Origin of the sequence: Streptococcus mitis (assembly GCF_001281025.1) — a bacterium.
GTDB classification, from domain to species: domain Bacteria; phylum Bacillota; class Bacilli; order Lactobacillales; family Streptococcaceae; genus Streptococcus; species Streptococcus mitis_AK.
Genome location: NZ_CP012646.1, coordinates 1,826,900 through 1,846,519 on the forward strand (window position 1 = coordinate 1,826,900; position 19,620 = coordinate 1,846,519).

The 19,620-nt window shown below is 36.3% G+C and carries 17 protein-coding genes and 2 tRNA genes; 8 read left to right on the forward strand and 11 right to left on the reverse strand.

From position 1 onward, the window contains the following. Nucleotides 1–100: 100 nt before the first annotated feature. Together RN80_RS09005 and RN80_RS09010 are read right to left on the reverse strand one after the other, a co-directional pair. Entirely contained in the window at nt 101–1,180 is a 1,080-nt protein-coding gene (locus RN80_RS09005) for a M50 family metallopeptidase (RefSeq protein ID WP_060628688.1), read from the reverse strand. 18 nt (nt 1,181–1,198) lie between these two features. Continuing rightward, complete coding sequence (locus tag RN80_RS09010) at nt 1,199–1,669, reverse strand: DUF3013 family protein (protein WP_000257122.1); 471 nt, start codon at nt 1,667–1,669, stop codon at nt 1,199–1,201. Between the two features lie 115 nt (nt 1,670–1,784). On the opposite strand from RN80_RS09010, the gene RN80_RS09015 reads away from it, so the two are divergent. Together RN80_RS09015 and RN80_RS09020 are read left to right on the forward strand one after the other, a co-directional pair. Further along, the gene (locus tag RN80_RS09015) at nt 1,785–3,056 is read left to right on the forward strand and encodes a replication-associated recombination protein A (protein ID WP_001113233.1); all 1,272 of its coding nucleotides are present in this window, start codon (nt 1,785–1,787) and stop codon (nt 3,054–3,056) included. A 264-nt stretch (nt 3,057–3,320) separates the two neighbouring features. After that, nucleotides 3,321–3,393: transfer RNA gene (locus tag RN80_RS09020), tRNA-Lys, on the forward strand. A 50-nt stretch (nt 3,394–3,443) separates the two neighbouring features. On the opposite strand, the gene RN80_RS09025 is transcribed toward RN80_RS09020, so the two are convergent. From RN80_RS09025 to RN80_RS09050, 6 genes are all read right to left on the reverse strand, one after another. Beyond that, nucleotides 3,444–4,586 (reverse strand): tyrosine-type recombinase/integrase, encoded by a 1,143-nt coding sequence (locus tag RN80_RS09025; RefSeq protein WP_060628689.1) that lies wholly within the window; start codon nt 4,584–4,586, stop codon nt 3,444–3,446. 44 nt (nt 4,587–4,630) lie between these two features. After that, nucleotides 4,631–4,972 carry a DUF771 domain-containing protein gene (locus RN80_RS09030; protein WP_060628690.1) on the reverse strand — a complete coding sequence of 114 codons (342 nt, stop codon included), beginning with the start codon at nt 4,970–4,972 and terminating at the stop codon, nt 4,631–4,633. Between the two features lie 75 nt (nt 4,973–5,047). Next, on the reverse strand, nt 5,048–6,280 hold the full coding sequence (locus RN80_RS09035) for a replication initiation factor domain-containing protein (protein ID WP_060628691.1): 1,233 nt from the start codon (nt 6,278–6,280) through the stop codon (nt 5,048–5,050). A gap of 311 nt (nt 6,281–6,591) precedes the next feature. Further along, nucleotides 6,592–7,326: a type IV secretory system conjugative DNA transfer family protein gene (locus tag RN80_RS09040; RefSeq protein ID WP_060628692.1), complete on the reverse strand. Its 735-nt coding sequence runs from the start codon at nt 7,324–7,326 to the stop codon at nt 6,592–6,594. Beyond that, complete coding sequence (locus RN80_RS09045) at nt 7,310–7,960, reverse strand: hypothetical protein (protein ID WP_060628693.1); 651 nt, start codon at nt 7,958–7,960, stop codon at nt 7,310–7,312. Before RN80_RS09045 ends, RN80_RS09040 begins: the two co-directional genes overlap by 17 nt. Before the next feature lie 10 nt (nt 7,961–7,970). After that, entirely contained in the window at nt 7,971–8,267 is a 297-nt protein-coding gene (locus tag RN80_RS09050; RefSeq protein WP_060628694.1) for a hypothetical protein, read from the reverse strand. 513 nt (nt 8,268–8,780) lie between these two features. Between RN80_RS09050 and RN80_RS09055 the strand changes: the two genes are divergently transcribed. After that, nucleotides 8,781–9,998 (forward strand): hypothetical protein, encoded by a 1,218-nt coding sequence (locus RN80_RS09055; protein ID WP_060628695.1) that lies wholly within the window; start codon nt 8,781–8,783, stop codon nt 9,996–9,998. Between the two features lie 109 nt (nt 9,999–10,107). Here RN80_RS09055 and RN80_RS10185 read toward each other — a convergent pair whose 3' ends face one another. Next, on the reverse strand, nt 10,108–13,155 hold the full coding sequence (locus tag RN80_RS10185) for an SEC10/PgrA surface exclusion domain-containing protein (protein WP_060628696.1): 3,048 nt from the start codon (nt 13,153–13,155) through the stop codon (nt 10,108–10,110). A 135-nt stretch (nt 13,156–13,290) separates the two neighbouring features. Here RN80_RS10185 and RN80_RS09065 point away from each other — a divergent pair, with 135 nt between their 5' ends. The 3 genes from RN80_RS09065 (at nt 13,291) to RN80_RS09075 (ending at nt 14,759) form a co-directional block, all read left to right on the forward strand. Next, the gene (locus tag RN80_RS09065; protein WP_060628697.1) at nt 13,291–13,629 is read left to right on the forward strand and encodes a helix-turn-helix domain-containing protein; all 339 of its coding nucleotides are present in this window, start codon (nt 13,291–13,293) and stop codon (nt 13,627–13,629) included. A 479-nt stretch (nt 13,630–14,108) separates the two neighbouring features. Continuing rightward, nucleotides 14,109–14,624, forward strand: a complete 516-nt coding sequence (locus tag RN80_RS09070) for a DUF308 domain-containing protein (protein WP_000672744.1) — start codon at nt 14,109–14,111, stop codon at nt 14,622–14,624. Between the two features lie 62 nt (nt 14,625–14,686). Next, nucleotides 14,687–14,759, forward strand: a tRNA-Lys gene (locus RN80_RS09075). Between the two features lie 140 nt (nt 14,760–14,899). On the opposite strand, the gene RN80_RS09080 is transcribed toward RN80_RS09075, so the two are convergent. Together RN80_RS09080 and RN80_RS09085 are read right to left on the reverse strand one after the other, a co-directional pair. Next, complete coding sequence (locus RN80_RS09080; RefSeq protein WP_060628698.1) at nt 14,900–15,988, reverse strand: AI-2E family transporter; 1,089 nt, start codon at nt 15,986–15,988, stop codon at nt 14,900–14,902. 9 nt (nt 15,989–15,997) lie between these two features. Beyond that, entirely contained in the window at nt 15,998–17,287 is a 1,290-nt protein-coding gene (locus RN80_RS09085; RefSeq protein ID WP_001062791.1) for a hypothetical protein, read from the reverse strand. An 803-nt stretch (nt 17,288–18,090) separates the two neighbouring features. On the opposite strand from RN80_RS09085, the gene RN80_RS09090 reads away from it, so the two are divergent. Continuing rightward, on the forward strand, nt 18,091–18,522 hold the full coding sequence (locus RN80_RS09090) for an Rrf2 family transcriptional regulator (RefSeq protein WP_060628699.1): 432 nt from the start codon (nt 18,091–18,093) through the stop codon (nt 18,520–18,522). Nucleotides 18,523–18,613: 91 nt separating this feature from the next. Beyond that, the gene (locus RN80_RS09095) at nt 18,614–19,618 is read left to right on the forward strand and encodes an NADP-dependent oxidoreductase (protein WP_060628700.1); all 1,005 of its coding nucleotides are present in this window, start codon (nt 18,614–18,616) and stop codon (nt 19,616–19,618) included. Nucleotides 19,619–19,620 lie beyond the last annotated feature (2 nt).

Sequence of the window (19,620 nt, forward strand, 5' to 3'; positions counted from 1 at the left end):
TTACCTCTTTTCTAGACTTCAAACCCTCTTCAGAAACACCAGTTAGATCCCCTTCTCATTTATATCAAGCAATCAAGCCGATTGAAACAAACCTAGCTTGTCAGCTTACAACAGAGTTTTCTTCATGGATTTCCTTCTCCAGCTCCTCTAACCAGTTTTGATAATAGCTTTTCTCATCCCGTAACATCCGACTGCTATTCATTTTCTGTCTAGCAATCTTCATAGCCTTGTGAGTTTGAACTACATCTTTCTTTACCTTAAATTGATACCAAGCTTGAATGACCTGCATATCTGCTGTTTTTAGAGATAAAAAGGATTTGACTCCTCGAATACTTGCATATTCTTCCGCCTTCTTATTATCTCCTTCCATCAGAGCAACTTGAAGAAGGTATAATTGAGAACTAGTTTTAGACATTGGATTGTCTGTTTTATCTAACACAGACTGAAACTGTTGCTTTGCAAGTTCTATATTATCATCCAATATGAATACCAACCCCTGAAGAGTCTGAACACTTTCTGCAAAACTCCCTCTCACCTCCTCATCAACAGGCATGATAAAGTCTTTTAAATCATATTCTTGAGGAGCTAGCAAGGTCTGGGCAGAATGCCTCAACATCAGGTAGGCGTATTTCGTATTTTCAGGGTGTTGTAGCAATTCCCAAATTTTTGCTCCATCGGTGATGCCGACTGGCAAAATGTTATTTAGGAAGAAAGACAAATTAAGAAAAATCCAAGTCCCTGCAAAATACCAGCTTCTTGTCAAAAATCCAAACACTATCGCCAATAATATCAAGCTGAGATGAACCATCAAGCCTCCTGAAAGCATCAGGATGATTCTTTGATCACTTTCATCCTCTTTTAAACCAATGTATTGAGCACCAACATTTTTCAGAATGGCTGTTCTACTAAGATGAAACCTGCCTAACTTTTTGGTCAAAATAAAATGTCCTAACCCAAAAGCCACCAGACGATAGCCTGTCAGATAACCACAAAATGCATGACCAAGCTCATGAAGAATCAAGATTACATACATGCTTAGAAAAGCAAAAGCATAACCAAAACTAAAAACTAATAATGCAGAATAGCCCAACTCTGCAAATGCGATGGTTCCACAAGCAAAAGCTAGCATAATAAAGACAACAGCTAGCACATAAACCAAATAAATCCCAATTTTCTTCATAAAATCTCCAACCAACTCCTAATATCTCGGATAAGGATAAAATTCTCCCTCTTCCAAGCCAACTTTTCCTTCTTCAAAGACTTCTTGGTTCCATTCCATGACGAATTCTTCTGCTTCTGGGTCTTCCAAAAAGTCCATGAGGGCATCTAGTCCAACCTCGGCAGTGTCTTTAAGGAATAGAGCAAAATAAGCTAAAAATTCACGAGAAAAACCTTTTTTAGGTAGGTAAGGAATAACCGTCAAATAGTCTTCCTCATTGACTGTTGATTTGGCAGGATTGTAAAAAAGCACTGCTTCCTCAAAGAGAATGTCATCTGACGAAACCTCTCCGTCTTCATCTACCATCTCCACACCTGCAGCGTTTTGCGCTTCCAATAGAAAACTCACTTCAACCGCGTGGTTACGCTTGTCCCAACTAATCTCAAAGTCAAAGGGAAAATTCTTCTCCAACTCTTCCTCTAAAACATCTAAAAATCCGTATGTTGCCATTTTGTCCTCTTTCTATGCGACTCTTTAATCGCCCCGATTGCTCGGAAATATGCTAAAATAGATACTACCATCTTACCACATATACATCAGAAAATCCACGTTAGAAAGGACTGCTATGCCAGACAATCTCGCACTTCGCATGCGCCCTAAAACCATCGATCAGGTCATCGGTCAGGAACATCTGGTCGGACAAGGAAAAATCATCCGTCGCATGGTGGAAGCCAACCGCCTGTCCTCCATGATTCTATATGGACCTCCTGGAATCGGCAAGACCAGTATTGCTTCAGCCATCGCTGGGACTACTAAGTATGCCTTTCGAACTTTCAATGCGACAGTTGATAGTAAAAAGCGACTGCAAGAAATTGCGGAAGAGGCTAAATTTTCAGGTGGACTTGTACTACTCCTTGACGAGATTCATAGACTAGATAAAACCAAGCAAGACTTCCTCTTGCCTCTCTTGGAAAGTGGTCTGGTCATCATGATTGGCGCTACGACTGAAAATCCTTTCTTCTCTGTCACTCCTGCCATTCGCAGTCGCGTTCAAATTTTTGAGTTGGAACCTCTGTCTAACCAAGAAGTCAAAGAGGCTCTACAGATAGCTCTAAGTAACCCTGAGCGTGGTTTTGATTTTCCAGTAGAACTAGATGAGGATGCGCTGGACTTCATCGCAACCTCTACAAACGGAGACCTGCGCTCTGCCTTTAACTCACTGGATTTGGCTGTTCTTTCTACCCCTGAGAATGATAAGGGCATTCGCCATATCACTCTAGACATCATGGAAAATAGTCTTCAGAGAAGCTACATCACTATGGACAAGGATGGAGACGGTCACTATGATGTTCTATCTGCCCTGCAAAAGTCTATCCGTGGCTCAGATGTTGATGCCAGTCTTCACTATGCTGCCCGCTTGATTGAGGCTGGGGATCTGCCAAGTCTCGCTCGTCGCTTGACCGTTATCGCCTATGAAGATATCGGTTTGGCCAACCCTGAAGCCCAGATTCATACCGTGACTGCTCTGGATGCTGCCCAGAAGATTGGGTTCCCAGAAGCCCGCATTCTCATTGCCAATGTCGTGATTGATTTGGCCCTTTCTCCAAAATCCAACTCAGCCTATGTAGCTATGGATAAGGCACTTGCTGACCTCAAAACATCAGGGCACTTGCCTATTCCGCGACACCTGCGTGATGGACACTACAGCGGAAGCAAGGAACTAGGGAATGCCCAAGACTATCTCTATCCACACAACTATCCTGGAAATTGGGTCAAGCAAGACTATCTACCAGAAAAAATTCGTAATCATCACTATTTCCAAGCAGAAGATACTGGTAAATATGAACGGGCTTTGGCTCAAAGAAAGGAAGCTATCGACCGTTTGCGAAAAATCTGAAATCCTTTTCAAAAAATTGCACTTTCCTCTTGATTTTTTTTGAAAAAGTGGTATTATATAAACATAGAAACGCTGTGGTGTACGACTTCACACTTAAGTGTTGACCGACTATTTTTTGTATTATTAGGGAAACAAAAGTCTTCTAACAGCATGTAGGCCGTCTCACACGGAAACAGCTTCAGTTAGAGCGAGTTGCCCACCTGCTTAATTGCGCGGGTTCAATACAAACCGTGAAGTTTCGGCACCAATACAGCTTTTTTCTTTGCCTCCTTAGCTCAGCTGGCAGAGCAGCGGACTCTTAATCCGTGGGTCACAGGTTCGATCCCTGTAGGGGGCATAATTTAGTGCCTAAAAGCCTTATTCTAAAGGCTTTTTTTCGTATCTGTTCTACTTTTGTTCTACCAACGGATACTCACTTAAAAGGTTTCGAATAATCTGATGTTCTTTTTCTTTCTTCTCTTTTAAAAGATGACCATATGTTTCTGTTACCTGTTTTATATTTTTATGACCCATTACATGAGCAACCACCCAGATATCAATTCCCTTTGCAAGCAACATGCTAGCATAAGTATGCCTTATACCCGTAGCAGTTAAATTATATGGAAAAATTTCTAGTTTTTTTAGTATCGTTTGTAAACTTTGATTTACAGCATTGTTACTAGGAACTCCATACACAGTATCATAGAAGAGGAAATTTTCTTTTTCCTTAATCCCTTGATTTTTATAGACAATCTTTTGTTCTTTCTTTAATAATTTCAAAACCTCAGATGTTTCTTCATCTATAGGTACATCTCGAACAGATGTATCCGTTTTGGGTGGTCTCCATTTATAATTATAGTAGCGCCTATAAGTGTGAATTACTTGATTTTCAAAATCAACGCAATCCCAAGTTAAACCTAAAATCTCTCCGAAACGCATCCCTGTTTTAAAGGAAACAAACAAAAGATAAGGAATCACAGATTTACTGTAATTAAGATGACTTTTTAAATGAACTAAAATCTTATAATAGTCTTCAATATTATCAATATATTTTTCGTCTGTTGTCTTGCTTTTCTTCATCCCTGAAATAATCGCACCATCAGTAAAATCAACTATATCTAATTGGTCACGTTGAGCAAACTGAATGACTTTTCGGATTTCTGAGTTTAGTCGTGCTACAGTATCTTTTGTAACCCTCTCAGCATACGAATTTAAAGCTCGTTGATATTGACTAAAACGAATAGAAGTTGCCGATCTATCTTGAAAAAGTTCCTTTATCAAGTCCCCTCTCTTCATATGCTTAAAAAGCGTTGATTCACTTTTTCCAAGTGGTCTTACAACAACATCAAACCACTCTTCCCATAACTCATATAAACTAGCTTGCGAATTAATTTTTGCACCTGACATCAACTTCAATTCGATAGCTAAAGCTTCTTTTTCTGCTTCCTTCTTCGTTCGGAAACCACCTTTTGATGCAACAAGTTTTTTGTCACTATCTACAATTCTATAATCCCATGTACCACCTTTTGTACGTTGTCTAAAAGTTGCCAATAGTTACCTCTTTCATTAGATAACCAAGGTTTTTGCCAAGGCTATTATATCATAATTTCTCTAAAGTTTTCTTCAAACCATTGTTTTGTTTTACTCGCCAAAAAGAAATAGCGTCCACCTTGGTTCTCAGGATATTTAACAAACCCATTTGGATTTAATTCAACATCAATTTCTCTACGGATTTTTGGGTTATACAATACATTATCAAGTAACCACGGTCTTGAAACTGATAAAAGTTGTAGAACATCAGATAAGGTCATATACCTACCTTGAGAAGAGTTATGTTGTAAATTATCATATTCTTTTCTATCAACGATAATTTTATCTTCTGGCAATTGTATCTCTATATTGATTAAATCAACAGTAATTTTATTTATCTCAGTCATAGAAAATTCTCCTTTTTTATGAGACAATAGTATAGAGATGGTGAAAATCATCCCTATACTATTTTTCACGCAATATTACTCTTTATTTTTAGGTCGTTTCGGAGTAATATTGTTTTTTTGATAGAATAAATTAAAACTATCTTCAAAATACTCTTTATAATTTAATTGAGAGAGCTCTGAACCAAATTTGTTAATCCATAGCTCAACATCTTGGTTTGGTAGGTAGTTCCACTCATACTCTTGAATTAGCCTAATGATAAAGTGATTACGGGCTTGCGTACCCCAAATTTCCTCAATTTTCTTTAGAAGTGGATAAAATCCGCTACCTTTTAACAAATAAGAAATGGTTGCTAATAAATCATTATTTCGAGAGTTTAAGGATTCAAGCTCTGGGAAGCTACCAAATCCTTTAAGTAAATCACTAGTGAATGGCAACAGTTGACCAGTCTTGGTGTCATGAAAACAATACTTGTCAATCATTTTATTAACAATGAGCTTGCTCAAATCTTGAGGGCTATCAATATCAAGAAGTAAGGCTAGTATTTGATTGCTATAAGTTCCTTTGTAAGAAGCTTCCATACGGACCCAAGAATTGCAATACTTAGTTAAGTGCATATAGCGACCTTGATTGTCTAATTGTTCCTGATACTTGTTATAGATCCGCAACAGAGCATTTACATTCTTTTTCTTGCTACCAATATATATCGTTTGCGCCTGACCATTTACTTCTTGAGCGCTAATGTTAGAAACATTTTTACGTCCCTTGTGATTGGTAATGATATATCGCTTACCTTTCATACTTTGGTAAAGCTCACTGACAGACATTGGATAATTAAAGTAATCAACAGCAAGGTCAATACGAGAGAGGCGCAAGTCATAATAGTCAGCGTACAGCAGTTGTGCTATATTGTGAACGTCAATTGCTTCACTATAATAGTCTTGATAGGAGGCTTTATAGTGAGACAAAGCCGATGCAGAAAATTTCAGGATAATTCCCATAGTAAAATTAGTTTGATGCCAAGCAATCGCAAAGTAATAAGGGAGATTCTGAAAGGTAAAGCCGTCAGTATAGCCTGCTGGTGAGGTTTTCAGTGGAATATAATCTCCAAATAGAACTGGGAGGGATAGCTTTTCTGCTACTGTTTCAGATAGAGATAAAGCAATTTGATGCCAATTATCTGGATATTCTCCTACAGTATCTTCTGTCGGTTTGATGACAAACGTAGCTTCATCGATACTAGTCATGATGACTGGCTTGCGGTTATTGTTTTTTTGAAGATACTCTTCAATTTCATTTTTATAAGACATAATCTCCTTCTTTCAGTTCGCCTAATAAGTGAAAATTAACAAGGCGGTGGATTATTTTTGTTAACTATTACTTGAGTAGCGAAATTTCTATATTTTAATTATTCCACTATTTCAAGGAATAAGCACCCTAAGTTTTATCAAGTACGAAAAGACTTGATTTGAGAGCTTTTTAAAGTAGAGAGAAGTTCTTTCCCTAAAGTGGGATTTCTAAAGCAAAGAATTTAGGTGACAATGGAACGGGGGTTATTACATATCCCCCTACTGCTCGGCAGAGCCGAGCGAGGCAGTAAGACATTCTGCTTCGCCACGGGCTACTCAGAGTCAACTGCCTCACTACTCTTATACATACCCTCTAAAATCTTGCTCTGAACTTTAGCTACATTATAAATCGGAACAACTATTTCTTTAGTTGCTTCTCCAGAACTAATGAGATATCCCCTACCTCTAGAATGTTTACGATTTACTACATCTTTCTCATCGCTTATTAACATATTTAATACTTCTTTACTGAATGACCCAAGAAGTAGAATATTATGTATATTTTCTCTCGACTTACCAAAATATTCCGCATCTGGTCTTTGCTGACTAATCCAAACATGAATATTAAAAGATCTACCAAGCATCAAAATCCTTGAAAGTTGTCTAATCCTAGTATCACGTTCCTTCTTTTCTAGCATCGTAAAATACGCACTCATCTCATCAATAAAACATATGATTAGACTTCTACTTTCATCTTGTCCAGATTGCCTGTTTTTCAGCAAAGTATCAGATACAAAATCAAAGAACAATCCTACTCTTTCAAATCTATAAAAATGCTCCTGATTCTCAAGAAATGAAAACTCTAAATCTCCTTTGAAGTCTGCGACAACTAATTTTGCAGAGCTCAAAACTGCTTTTGCAAGTAGTAACTGACTTGCATATGTCTTACCGCTTCCACTCGAACCAAAAATTGCTAAATGTGGTTTTTTTACATCTATTGGGAGAGGAAAGTGAATTCCTCTCTTCAATAACTCAGCATCTAGTACAGCATTAATTACTGAAATCACTATCCTCTACCTGCACTATTTTTTCTTGTTTAGCTTTATATACATCTAATTCTTTCTTGAAAGAACTAGCTTCATTCCCATTAACAGCAAGCAAAAAGCGTATAAATAGATAGTTCACGTTATTATACTCGGCTACTGCTACTGATTGACACGAAAAGCTTTCAGCGTTTGTTGATGTCATAGCATGATTTTCAAGAAACTCTGACAAATAAATATTTATTTGAGCTTCAACTTCATTAGAGTTGAAGTCTTTTACATTTGAATCTGTCACACACACTACTTCAATAATTTTTGCAGTTTTTTTCTTGCTCGCTCGAACTGCTTGCCATTTTTGAAAAAGATAACGATTTTTAGAGTCTGAATCCAATCTACTTACAATTTGTTTGAAACACAGAGAGAGTTTGCTATTATCATAGTAAACTTCTTCTCGTTTTGTATTCAAACCAACCCACACAGCAAACGGTAACGCTATAAGCAGTAAAACAACCATTTTTAATAAAAGATCCAAAATAGCTGGTAAAGCATAAATAAAGCTAATCAATAAAGCTAACGACACAAGAATTAGTAAAAACTTCTCTAACTCTGTACGTTTTTTGAAATAATCTATTGCTACTCTATACTTGTTTTTAAACATATTAAGTACCTCAGCTGGCTTGAGAGACTTTTACAGAGTCTGCTTTAATTGATAAAGAAGCACTATTCCCTGAAATATACGAGCTAATTGTAGTATTTGAAAGTGTTAATGTAACTACACTATCTAAATACTTTATAAAGTCGCTAGCATTTACATTCATAACTTTAATTGAATGTGTTGTAAACCTTCCATTTGCTGTCCGGCTCCCAATCTGGAAAGTCGCACCAACTACAACAGCTGTCTCAAAATCTTTACTATCTGAGACACCAAGTAGTAAACCTGCTGTCTGTAATGTTAAACAATTCATGATTGTTCTCTTTTCTATCTCTATTCATTAACATTTCTACTAATATATGTAGAGAATCACATAGTAGTGAAAATAGCGAAATTACATACCTCTTCTACTTCATATTAATCACATCCTTTCTATAAATCTTGAAAACACTAAATGTATTTTACAAGTTCATTTTAACCCAAAACAAAAACGTAATTCAGTAAAATAAAAATTTATTTATATAAAAATACTTCTCTTATTTTACATTGCATTCAATTCAGCTTATGTTATAATCAAAACATTCTATTATATAGAAGCACGTATTAGTGAAATTATATAGTTCTTCTACTTCATATTAACCACATCCTCTTTACTATAGATTGTGTAAAACGCTAAATGTATTTTACAAGTTTATTTTAACCCAAAACAAGAACGAGATTCGGTAAAATAAAAATTTATTTATATAAAAATACTTCTCTTATTTTACATTGAATCCAATTCATATTATGTTATAATAAGCAAAATAATAAACAAGGAGTATCGGTCATGATTTCCCAAGAAAATATTTTTAATGAATTTTTACTATATAGAAGTGATGAAAGCAATAGAATTTTGCTTAATCACTTATTCAATAAGATGAAAAAAAAAAGTGACTACCGTAATTTAGAAAACAACGAATTATTTTCTAAATTTATTAGCAACGTCAATATTTTCTATACTATAGTCAGAATACTGAGAGAAGACAATAAAGATCTGACGGATAAAGCATTTCTTGATGAATATTTTAAAGGAGATGCTCCGAATTCTGAAAAAACGTTATATAACTGGATTCAACGTTCTAAAAATTTCCAAAATAAAGTTAGAACGAGAACAACAAAGGAAGTTTACATAAAACATATACGTAACATACCAACGTCTTTCAAACTGTTCGATGAATTTCGTATCTATGAAGGATTAACCGATTTGCCAAAAAGTCTCAGTTATCCTATAAATAGAAGTAATAAACTAGATTTACTGCAATCATTTTTTAAAGAATTAGAACCAAGGAATTTGGAAATAATATCTAATTCTATTATTCAATATTCTTCTGAATTATCTGGAAAAAATCTAACACTACATTTATTTCTTGATATCAATCAAACAATAGTAGACTTAGATATAAAATCATGGGCTAAGCTAATTGATGGATTAATTGAAAACTTTAAAAATGTTGAGTCTAGTAAAGATTTTAATAGTGCATCTTTTAATAAAGAAAAATCACTAAATACAATCTATAATTTTTTAAATATACTCCCTACACAGTCTCTACTTATCCTAGTGGAAATACTTGAACTAGTTTTTAATCTTAAAAAATACCTAAAAATTGAACTAGAACCAAAACTACAAAATAAATTACCTAAAGAGATAAGAAATAAGAAATTTTTAACCTCTAATGTAATTAATCAGATTAATGATACACTTCAAACAGAAATTAAATCACCTTCACCCCATAAATTACTTATCAAGTTTAAAACTTATTTACTTGCTATTATAGATGAAGAGGCAGAGTTTGAAGTATATATGAGAAAGATGGGTTTTACAAGCATAACTGAATATACAGAACATATGATGAGTATGGAAGATTTTGAAGTATATATGAGAAAGATGGGTTTTACAAGCATAATTGAATATATAGAACATATGATGAGTATGGAAGATTTTGAAGTATATATGAGAGAGAGGGGTTTGATAAGTATAATTGAAGATGTAGAAAACAATAAATAATTATTAAAATATTTATTTTTATAATCATATCACTTAGCGTAATTTACTACTAAATTCAAAAAAAAAGAGAGCGATTTGGCTCTCTCTTTTTATTATTACAATTTTATCTTTATACCCACTCACCATTGGCATTGACCGTATAGCCATCTGGTGTAGTAGTATTCACTGCTAAAGCTCCTGAACTATAGGCATAGTACCATTTACCAGAAACTGTAAACCAGCCTGTTTTCATAGCTCCAGCGCTATCAAGATAATACCATGTATTATTATCTTTTACCCAACCAGTAGCCATTTTACCATTTTCTTTAAGATAGTACCATGTGCCATTGTCTTTGACCCAGCCTGTAGCCAGTGAACCTGTTTCATTCAAGTAATACCATGAGCCACCAGTTTTGACCCAGCCAGTTTGCATCCAGCCTGTATTGTCAAAGTAATACCATGTACCCTTGATTTGTTCCCAACCGTTGCTAGTGTAGGAACCGTCTTCGTGCTGATACCACCAGCGACCAGCTGACTCAATCCAGTTACCAGCTTGAGAATCTTTTGTATTCTTAGTTTCCGTTTTTTGTTTGGCAACTACATCTACTTTGGCTTTATCTTGGCCAGACACCCCACCATTGTTATTCACAACAGGAACTTCAACACGTGAAGTTGTTGAAACAACAGGAACAACAGGAGCTACAGGAGAAACAGGTGCATTAGGAACACTTGGAACAGATGGAGTTGTTGGAAGTACAAACTCTGGAAGAGCTGGACGAACTTCAGGGATACCCTTATCTGTTACAGGATGTTTCTTCAATTCTTCTGCTTCATAACTTGCTTTTGCTGTCGCATAAGCCTTGTTCGCTTCTTTGGCTTCTTTTTCTTTTGCTTCAAGTGTTTCTTGCGCAGTTGCTTGGTTTGCTTTTGCTTCTTTGAGCGCTTCTTCTGCATCTTTCAACTCTGCCTTGCGAGTTTCAAGCTCTTTTGCAGCAACTTTCAAATCTTGAACCAACTCTTTTGAAGAAACAACTTGTGCTTTTGCTTGGTTAAGTGCTTCTTTGGCAACGGATACCGCTTTGGTAGCTTCTTCTGCTTTTGCTTGAAGAGAAGAAAGAGTTGCTTTCTCTGCTTTTGTTTCTGCTTTTGCTTGGTTAAACTCTTTCTCTGCTTGTTTTGCAGTTGCTTTCAACTCTGCCAACTTCGCTTCTTTATCTGCCTTTGTAGCAGACAAGGTAGCAACCAAGGCATTGGCATTTGAAAGAGCAACAACTGCTTGATTATGAGTTGTTGTAGCAGATTGAAGAGCTTGTTTCAAGGCTACTGTATCTACCAACTTCGCTTCTTGTGCTTTCAAGTTTGAGTTTGCAGTTTGCAATGCAGTTTCTGCTTCAGCTACAGTTTGGTTAGCAGTTTTAAGAGTTTCTTCTGCTTGTGCTTTTTCTGCTTTTTTAGTAGCTACCAAATCCTCAGCTTTTTTAACACTATCTGTGTCTCTAGCTTTAGTATATGGATTTTCCACTTCTGTACGACTAAAAGTTGAGTTAGCCATGAATGTTTCTGGGATACCCGGTACTGTGTGCAAAGTATACATACCTGCTACTTGACTAGCACCAAAACCTCCGTAATAAAGAGTAGTGTCACCTTTTTCAAAACCAAGTGTACCACGAGTATGTCCATAATCATTTTCTGTAGATACAAACATAACCAAAGACTCATAGAGTTTAGTACGAATTTCTGACTTAGTTAAGTATTCTAATTCAAACTTCTTCTTAGGATTAGTTTCAATAAAGTTTACTGAATTCTCATAACTTTGAAGCCCTCGACCTTCTCCCTCTTTACGGTCAGTTTCAGACATGCCATCATTCAAACCATACTCTTTAGCAACTTTATTGATACCAACAGCATAGTGACCATGACCATTTTTCTTAGCACGGTAGCTATCTAGCAACTCAGGAGTAACACCGTCTTTTTCGTATTCACGTGCAATTTTATCTGCAAAATGGAACGAATCCTCAGTCACTTTCACATCAGACAAACCAAGTTGACGACGCATTTGATTTGTTAGGTCTGCTGCATAGAGAGTCAAATCACGTTTAAAATCTTCTGGTAGACTATTCAAATCATATTTCTTAGTATCTTTAGAATCAGATTCTACAGGTACAAAATGATTGATTTGAGCATTTTCCAATTGAGTTTTCAAAATTTCTGCACGAGTTTCTTTAAACTTAACAGGAACTTCATCTAAACGATCGTTGTATTCTCCATTTTCAACTGCTTTCAAGAGAGCTACACGAGCTTTTACAGCTTCAATAAACTTAGGAGCTAAAGTAATTGTACCTTGTTTTGTATTTTGAATAGCTTTCAAAGCAGATACCGCTTGGTTATACTCAGCAGTTAGGTCTGTTACTGCTTTGTCTGCCTTTTCTTGTTCTGCCTTAGCATCTGATACCGCTTGGGTTTTTGTAGCAATATCTGCTTGTGTATTCTTGATTTGCGCTTTTGTAGCTTGATTTGCTTTTTCTGCTTCTTTAAGAGCAGTTTCTGCATCTGTTTGCGCTTGTTTGCTTGTTTTTTCGGCTTCTACGGCTTCTTTTTGTGCTTCTTTGGCATTTTCCAAGCCTTTGCCATTAACCGCGTCTGTGGCGATTTGAACCGCTTCTGTAGCACTTGTAAGTGCTTTTTCTTTTGTAGCTTGAGTATCTTCTTTTTCTGCTACAACCGCTTCTTGTGCAGATACCGCTTGACTTGCTTCTGTAGCTTTTGCTTCTGCATTTTTAAGAGCTTCTGCTTTTGCAGGAACTTTTGCTTCTGCCTTAACTACTGCTTTCTCCGCTTCTGTAATAACTGCTGGGCTTGCCTTTTTCGCAAAATCCTCTGCTTTTTTCACAGCTTCTGTTTTCTCATTGACAAGAGAATCCGCTTCATTTGTAGCACGCTTGGCATCTTTGACCGCCTGTTTTGCTTCTACAACATCTTGATCCGCTTTCTTAGCTTCTGCTTCTTTTGTAGCAACCTCTTCTTTTGTCGCTACCGCAGGAGCAGTTGTTTCCACAACTTCCGCCTTTGGCGCTTCCACATTCACTGATTTTGGAGCGACTTCTTCTGCGCCTACTGTGTTAAATAGAGAAACTGTAGCAGCTGCGGCTGCTGTCATTGCGATTGTTGATTTTTTCATATTGTTTCCTCTTTTTTCTTTATAAACTTATTATACCACAAAACAACCTTTAAAGGTTTTTTATATATAAAATAACTTTAAAAAGTCTAAAATTTGTACCATTTTGACTGTATCATGTAAGTAGCGAGGTACTACATGACAAATAACAAAAACAATCTTCAAGATTACATCTCTAAAAGAATCCGTCTATTACGTTTAGAAAGAGGATATACTCAAGAACAACTAGAAGAGATGGCTGATTTGGGTACTAATTATATCTACAAATTAGAAAATCTTTCAACTAACTTAAAGATTCAAACGCTAGAGAAAGTAATGGAAGCATTAGAAGTAGATTTAGATACATTCTTTGATATACAGTTAAAAGAAGAAGACCCAAAAATTTCTATACTTGTTGATGAATTAAAAACTCTTCCAACTGAACAACGCTCCCGAGTCTTAGATGCCTTGATACTTATCCTTAAAGAAATAAGATAGAAAATGTTCTACTTTTGTTCTACCTTTTATTTTTACAGGCAATTTAGAGAGTGGCAAAACCTTGATTTATCAATATTTTTGTTACTCATTTTTACTTATTTTAACTCTAAATCGACTGTAGGGGGCATCTAAATCAACAGGAAAAAGCCTTGATTTCAGGGCTTTTTTTGCTTGTCTATAACTGATTTACCCCATCATTTGTCCCACATTTTAAATCTATCTTTTCTTTTTGAATCAAATTACATCTTTACAAATAGTGTAAAGCCAGTTACTTTTGCTTTGATGCCATACAATATTTTCATGTAGAGAAGACAAATTTTATCTTCTCTTTTTATTTTCAAAATAATAAAAACTGATTTTCTTTTCATAAATCAGACTGAAACTTCCAAATTTTCCATTTTGTTTATTGATATTTCCTCTAAAAAGGTGTATAATATTTTTATTATCAAACTATACTATACTATATAGGGGGTATTGAAATGAAATTTTCTAATCGTTTATCGCTATTCCTTGCAGGAGTTGTTTTTGTCCTTTTAGGACTTTTCCTATTTACAAACCCAGTAGCTAATCTTGTTGCTTACAGCTGGTGGATTGCATTTGGTTTACTGGTTTCTTCTATAGCAGCTATTTTAGGCTATTTCTCTGTACCAAAAGAGCTTCGCTCACCAGCTCATCTTTTCCAAGGGATTGTTAATCTTCTCTTAGCTCTTTACCTCGTTGCCTATGGCTTTGTGACGCTGCCAGTTGTCATTCCAACTATTTTAGGAATTTGGTTAATTGTAGAAGCCATTATAGTTTTCTTTAAAGGCAATCGTCTGGGATTGATTTTCCCTATTATTGGCAACCATATCATGTGGATAGCGTTGCTTGCATTTTTACTAGGTCTAGTGATTTTGTTCAATCCAGTAGCTACAAGTGTCTTTGTCGTTTATGTCGTTGCCTTTGCATTTTTAATTGTTGGTTTCACCTATATCCTTGATGCCTTTCGTAAATAATCTAGCTGCCATTTTGGGCATATTAAAATAGCTGGGAAGTTACATTCTCAGCTTTTTCTGTTGCCTCCTTAGCTCAGTTGGTAGAGCAGTAGACTCTTAAGCTATGGGGCGCAGGTTCGAGCCCTGCAGGGGGCACATCTAAATCAACAGAAATAAGCCTTGAAACCAAGGCTTTTTTTAACGTCTAATAGCTTTTTGTAGAAAAGTATTTAAAAATAAAAGAGAAGAGAATCTCTCACTCTCTTCTCAGTATATCTTATTAAATTTAGTTTTTCTTAATCTAGCTGATTTTCCTTTGCAACGACAAATTCTTTAACCAGTCGATAGATAACAGCAAATATCGGTGTAAAGAATATCATCCCAAGTAAGCCAAAGAGATTGCCTCCAATACTAGCAGCCGCAAGCGTGAAAATAGCTGGCAAACCAATAGATTGACCTACAACTCTAGGATAAATAAGGTTTCCTTCAATCAGCTGTATAACTTGATATAGAAGAAGAGAAAGTAAGGCTTGAGTAGGACTCACTGTGAAGATAAAAATCGCTCCCACAACACAAGCAATCATAGGCCCTACATAAGGAATGAACGATAGCACTCCTGCAAATATACCTGTCATTACCCCATAAGGTAGTCCAAACAGGCTGTAGCCAACCGCTATCATAACTCCTATGATGACTGCTTCAATCAGCTGACTCATCAAAAATTGGTCATAAGTCTCTAGTGCTACTTGTCCAATGTAAGTTAACTTTGTCACCACTTTCTCTGGAAATATAACTTTTAGAAGTCTACTCGTCATCGCTGCCAGATGTTCCTTACTGGATAAAAATAAAAAGGTAAATACTATAATCAGAAAGGCATTCATTATACTTGAAAAAATATTGCCGATATTACTAGTCAGACCGGATAAGAAGGTTATCAAAGCTTGACTAATAGAGCTAGACTGTCCCTGAATTCCTGATACGATAGTTGACAGCATGTCTTTGGTTACAAATTCCGAGCTGTCTAGCAATTTCCCAAGTTGAGTCAGGACTGTTGAAAGGACTGCTCCCAGCTGACTAATAGTCTGAGCAAGGGTTGGAAGCACCAAAACCAAAAGACAGATCACGATTAAGATAAGAGATAGGAAAACAAGCACCATAGCAATCGGACGGCGCAACCCTGCCTTTACCTTCAATTTAACTAAGTACTGTTCAATTTTTTTCATAGGAACATTAAGCACAAAAGCAATGACAGCACCATAAATCAAGGTAGAAGTTACTTCAAAGAGAGATACTGCCCCTGATATAAAGCTTGATGCATTCAGAATTACAAGAGTAACCAGCCCTATAAAAAGTATTAATGGGGTGTATTTTTTTACTAAATTCATAAATTCTCCTTAATAAACATGTTTAGATACGACTATACTATTTGGTTTTTCAAACTCTCGGTCAAGGTAAGCTTGGTAAGTTCCTGGTGCGATAAATCCTTTGGGTGAGAGGATATCGGTGCCAGCCTGACCGACTATGGTATCAGCCAAGAGCACACAGTTTGTAGATAAGACAAAGTAGGATTTAAACTTAGATTTGATAAATTTATAAAGTTCCCCATCTGTCTCATGTCTGATTTTATAAGCGTAGGTGTAGTCTTCCTTACCATCACCTGTCATGATTTTATCTGCACTTGGCTCCCATGGAATCGTCAGTTGTTTCAATTCAGCCAACTTTTTCTGAACTGCTTTTTCCATTTCAGGCGTCAAATCTATCCCATAACCAAAAAGCGTTTTTTGACTCTCACGTTTACATAGGTCAATGTACTTGTCACGATCACAGAAATATAAGACACCATCTCCTACCATGCCAAATAAGGTCTCAGAAGACGGATCATAGTTGCCATAAGAAATAACACGGCCTTGATAGCAGATATCCACATGACCAATTGCCGAAAACAGAGAGGTCTCAGCTGTATGAACAAAAATTTCAAGCTCCGCTGTCTTACCAGACTTCACCATTCCAAGATGGATATCCTCTCTCTCATCAGCATTTTCCTGCATGAATTTGTTGATTTTTGCTAAAGTTCTTGCAGGGATGAGAGCGGCTAGGACAATAGGTAAGCTAATTCTAATACGACGTTTGAGATGGTTTTTCCCAATTTCCCCTTCAAATAAGAAACCGTCACGGATATTGGACAGACCATAAAGGAAAAAATAAGCCCCTAATACAAAGAGTTGAAAGACAGAATTTCCTGTAGAGGACAAAAGACTAGTCCCACCAAGAAAAACTAGTACGAGTCCATCTAGTAAGAGACGAAAACGAGGTCGAATTTTGTTTTTGCGGTAGAGAACATAGGTGACAAGGTTAATACTAGCATGAAAAATCTGATAAACTCCAATCACAAGAGCCAAAATATAAATCGGCACATCCGTCGCAAGATTGGAGCCAAGCAAATATCCCAGCACTAACAATTTAACCAGTGCAACTCCCAAGGTATCCGTTGACTGGCTTTTTTTGAAAACTCTTAATAGCAAATCTACGACCGTTGCTATCCAAGCTAAAAACAGAACCAGGCGAATAACTGTTACTGGCAACCAAGTCCCCGTGACCATCAAGATGAGACCTAGCAGAACAAACAAGAACCCCTGAGCAAGTAATTTCTTACCTGTCAGACCTAAAGATAGAATTTTCGCCATATAAAAACCTTTCAACAATAAAAATTAAACACTCCGATTAAACTGACTAGTAAATAGCCAACACTACAAACAGCCTGTGCCAGCAACATATGGTGACTAGAAATGACTGTAGTAATGTCACCATCTTGTCTTATGCACTTCTAAAATTTGTTATATTGATTAGAAACCAGAGCTTATAAAAACTAGCTAAACTCGAGAGATAGACACAATTGCGACGAAAAAATGTATAACCAATTCAACTTGTTAAGGTAAGAAAGCATTATTTCCAATCTATTAATTATTCATCTATTACCTATTATGACACAATATTCCCTATAGTTCAACTTTTTACTTGTTTTTATATTACACGGACTAAAAAGTTTTCAACAGTTGATTGCATTTGTTTTAATAAGTTTTAACCTTTCTTGGTTAGATAAAAAAAGAACCATACAGTTTAGAATCTGTATGGTTTTTGCCCCACTTTTGTCCCATTTTTAAATCATGACATTGAAAATACCTAAAATCACTTATATTTCAATATTTTTAATTGCTCTCAATATGAAAGTCCTTTCCAAATCCCTGTAGGGGGCATCTAAATACAACAGGAAAAAGCCTTGATTTACTAGGCTTTTTTGTGTATCTGTTCTACTTTTGTTCTACCAATGGATAGTAAAGATATAATTTTGTGAACACCCTTTCCAGACAGCTCTAATCTGATTGCACTTAAAATTTTAAAAAATTTAAAACAAAAGTCTTGCTTTTCTTTTTATTTTTGATATACTTGTTCTTGTATCTGATACAAGTTTATTAAGAGAGGGATTCATATGGATACAAAATTCTCAGTTGCTTTGCATATCTTAACAATGATTAATGAAAGCAAGGAAACATTAAGTTCTCAAGCACTAGCTATTAGTGTTGGGACTAACGCTAGTTATATTCGAAAGGTGATTTCCTTATTGAAAAATGCAAATTTGATTCATTCCCAGCAAGGAAAAACAGGCTATCAACTCAGTAAGCCTCCAAAGAAAATGACTTTACTAGAGATCTACTATGCTACTCAAGAAATCAATCATATTAGTTTATTCCCTGTTCATCAAAATAGTAATCCCGATTGTCCCGTTGGAAAACATATCCAAGGAGCAGTTTCACCGCTTTTCGCTAGTGCCGAATCTCAATTAGAGGAGGAATTAGCAAATCAAACTTTAGAAGATGTCATTGACAATCTATATAAACAAGCCAAACAAGTCCGAAACTGATTTGATAACAAGTCAGTTTTTACTGGAAATAACATATACTTGTATCAGATACAGGTATAATAATCATATTAAAAAAGAAAAGAGAAAACACATGAAAGCCGCACAACACACTACTTATAACAAAAATAATATCACACTGAACATCACAGAAATCGCTAAACCAAGTATTACAGAAAAAGAAGTTTTAGTTAAAGTCACCGCAGCCGGGGTTAATCCTCTCGATAACATGATCTCTCGTGGTGAGGTTAAGATGATTGTTCCTTACAAACTTCCTCAAACTGCAGGTAACGAAGTGGTTGGAATCGTTGAGGCGACAGGTAGACAAGTCAAAAATTTCAAAGTCGGAGACCGAGTTTTTGGCCGTCTGCCACTTGATCATATCGGCGCCTTTGCAGAATACGTAGCTGTCGATAGCCAAGCCTTAGCCAAGGCTCCAGACTATCTATCAGACGAGGAAACTGCTGCTGTTCCTCTTACTGCCTTGACTATCATGCAGGCTCTTGACCTCATGGGCGCTCAAGCTGGGAAAACGATCTTTATTTCTGGTGGTACTGGAGGAGTTGGTGGAATGGCCATTCCAATTGCCAAGGCCAAAGGTTTGAAGGTCATTATAAACGGTTCTGGAGATAGTGCTGAGCGTGTGTTGAAACTAGGAGCAGATAGATTTATCGATTACAAAACAGAGGATTATACAAAAACTGTTAGTCAGGTGGATTATGTCCTCGATACTCTCGGTGGAGCTGAAACTGAAAAACAAATGTCTATCATGAAAAAAGGTGGTCATCTTGTTTCACTTCGTGCCATGCCAAACGGTGCCTTTGCCAAACGCATGAATCTACCAAAATGGAAACAGATTATTCTAGGCCTAGCAGGTCGCAAATTTGATAAGATGGCGGAAAAATATGGCGTCCACTACCATTTTATCTTTGTAGAAAGCAATGGCGCTCAATTACAAGAGGTAGCTGACCTCTTTAGTAAATTAGAAATCAAACCCTCTATCGATACAGTTTATCCATTTGAAGAGGTAAATAGCGCATTAGACAAGGTCGCTAATGGTCGCTCACGTGGAAAAACAGTCCTCAGCTTTAAGAAATAAAA

What these genes read in the sequence shown, in the direction of transcription:
- RN80_RS09015 (WP_001113233.1), top strand. Translation starts at nt 1,785, where the DNA reads ATGCCAGACAATCTCGCACTTCGCATGCGCCCTAAAACCATCGATCAG.
- RN80_RS09010 (WP_000257122.1), bottom strand. Translation starts at nt 1,669, where the DNA reads ATGGCAACATACGGATTTTTAGATGTTTTAGAGGAAGAGTTGGAGAAG.
- RN80_RS10185 (WP_060628696.1), bottom strand. Translation starts at nt 13,155, where the DNA reads ATGAAAAAATCAACAATCGCAATGACAGCAGCCGCAGCTGCTACAGTT.
- RN80_RS09055 (WP_060628695.1), top strand. Translation starts at nt 8,781, where the DNA reads ATGATTTCCCAAGAAAATATTTTTAATGAATTTTTACTATATAGAAGT.
- RN80_RS09080 (WP_060628698.1), bottom strand. Translation starts at nt 15,988, where the DNA reads ATGAATTTAGTAAAAAAATACACCCCATTAATACTTTTTATAGGGCTG.
- RN80_RS09050 (WP_060628694.1), bottom strand. Translation starts at nt 8,267, where the DNA reads ATGAATTGTTTAACATTACAGACAGCAGGTTTACTACTTGGTGTCTCA.
- RN80_RS09065 (WP_060628697.1), top strand. Translation starts at nt 13,291, where the DNA reads ATGACAAATAACAAAAACAATCTTCAAGATTACATCTCTAAAAGAATC.
- RN80_RS09085 (WP_001062791.1), bottom strand. Translation starts at nt 17,287, where the DNA reads ATGGCGAAAATTCTATCTTTAGGTCTGACAGGTAAGAAATTACTTGCT.
- RN80_RS09005 (WP_060628688.1), bottom strand. Translation starts at nt 1,180, where the DNA reads ATGAAGAAAATTGGGATTTATTTGGTTTATGTGCTAGCTGTTGTCTTT.
- RN80_RS09045 (WP_060628693.1), bottom strand. Translation starts at nt 7,960, where the DNA reads ATGTTTAAAAACAAGTATAGAGTAGCAATAGATTATTTCAAAAAACGT.
- RN80_RS09035 (WP_060628691.1), bottom strand. Translation starts at nt 6,280, where the DNA reads ATGTCTTATAAAAATGAAATTGAAGAGTATCTTCAAAAAAACAATAAC.
- RN80_RS09070 (WP_000672744.1), top strand. Translation starts at nt 14,109, where the DNA reads ATGAAATTTTCTAATCGTTTATCGCTATTCCTTGCAGGAGTTGTTTTT.
- RN80_RS09095 (WP_060628700.1), top strand. Translation starts at nt 18,614, where the DNA reads ATGAAAGCCGCACAACACACTACTTATAACAAAAATAATATCACACTG.
- RN80_RS09030 (WP_060628690.1), bottom strand. Translation starts at nt 4,972, where the DNA reads ATGACTGAGATAAATAAAATTACTGTTGATTTAATCAATATAGAGATA.
- RN80_RS09090 (WP_060628699.1), top strand. Translation starts at nt 18,091, where the DNA reads ATGGATACAAAATTCTCAGTTGCTTTGCATATCTTAACAATGATTAAT.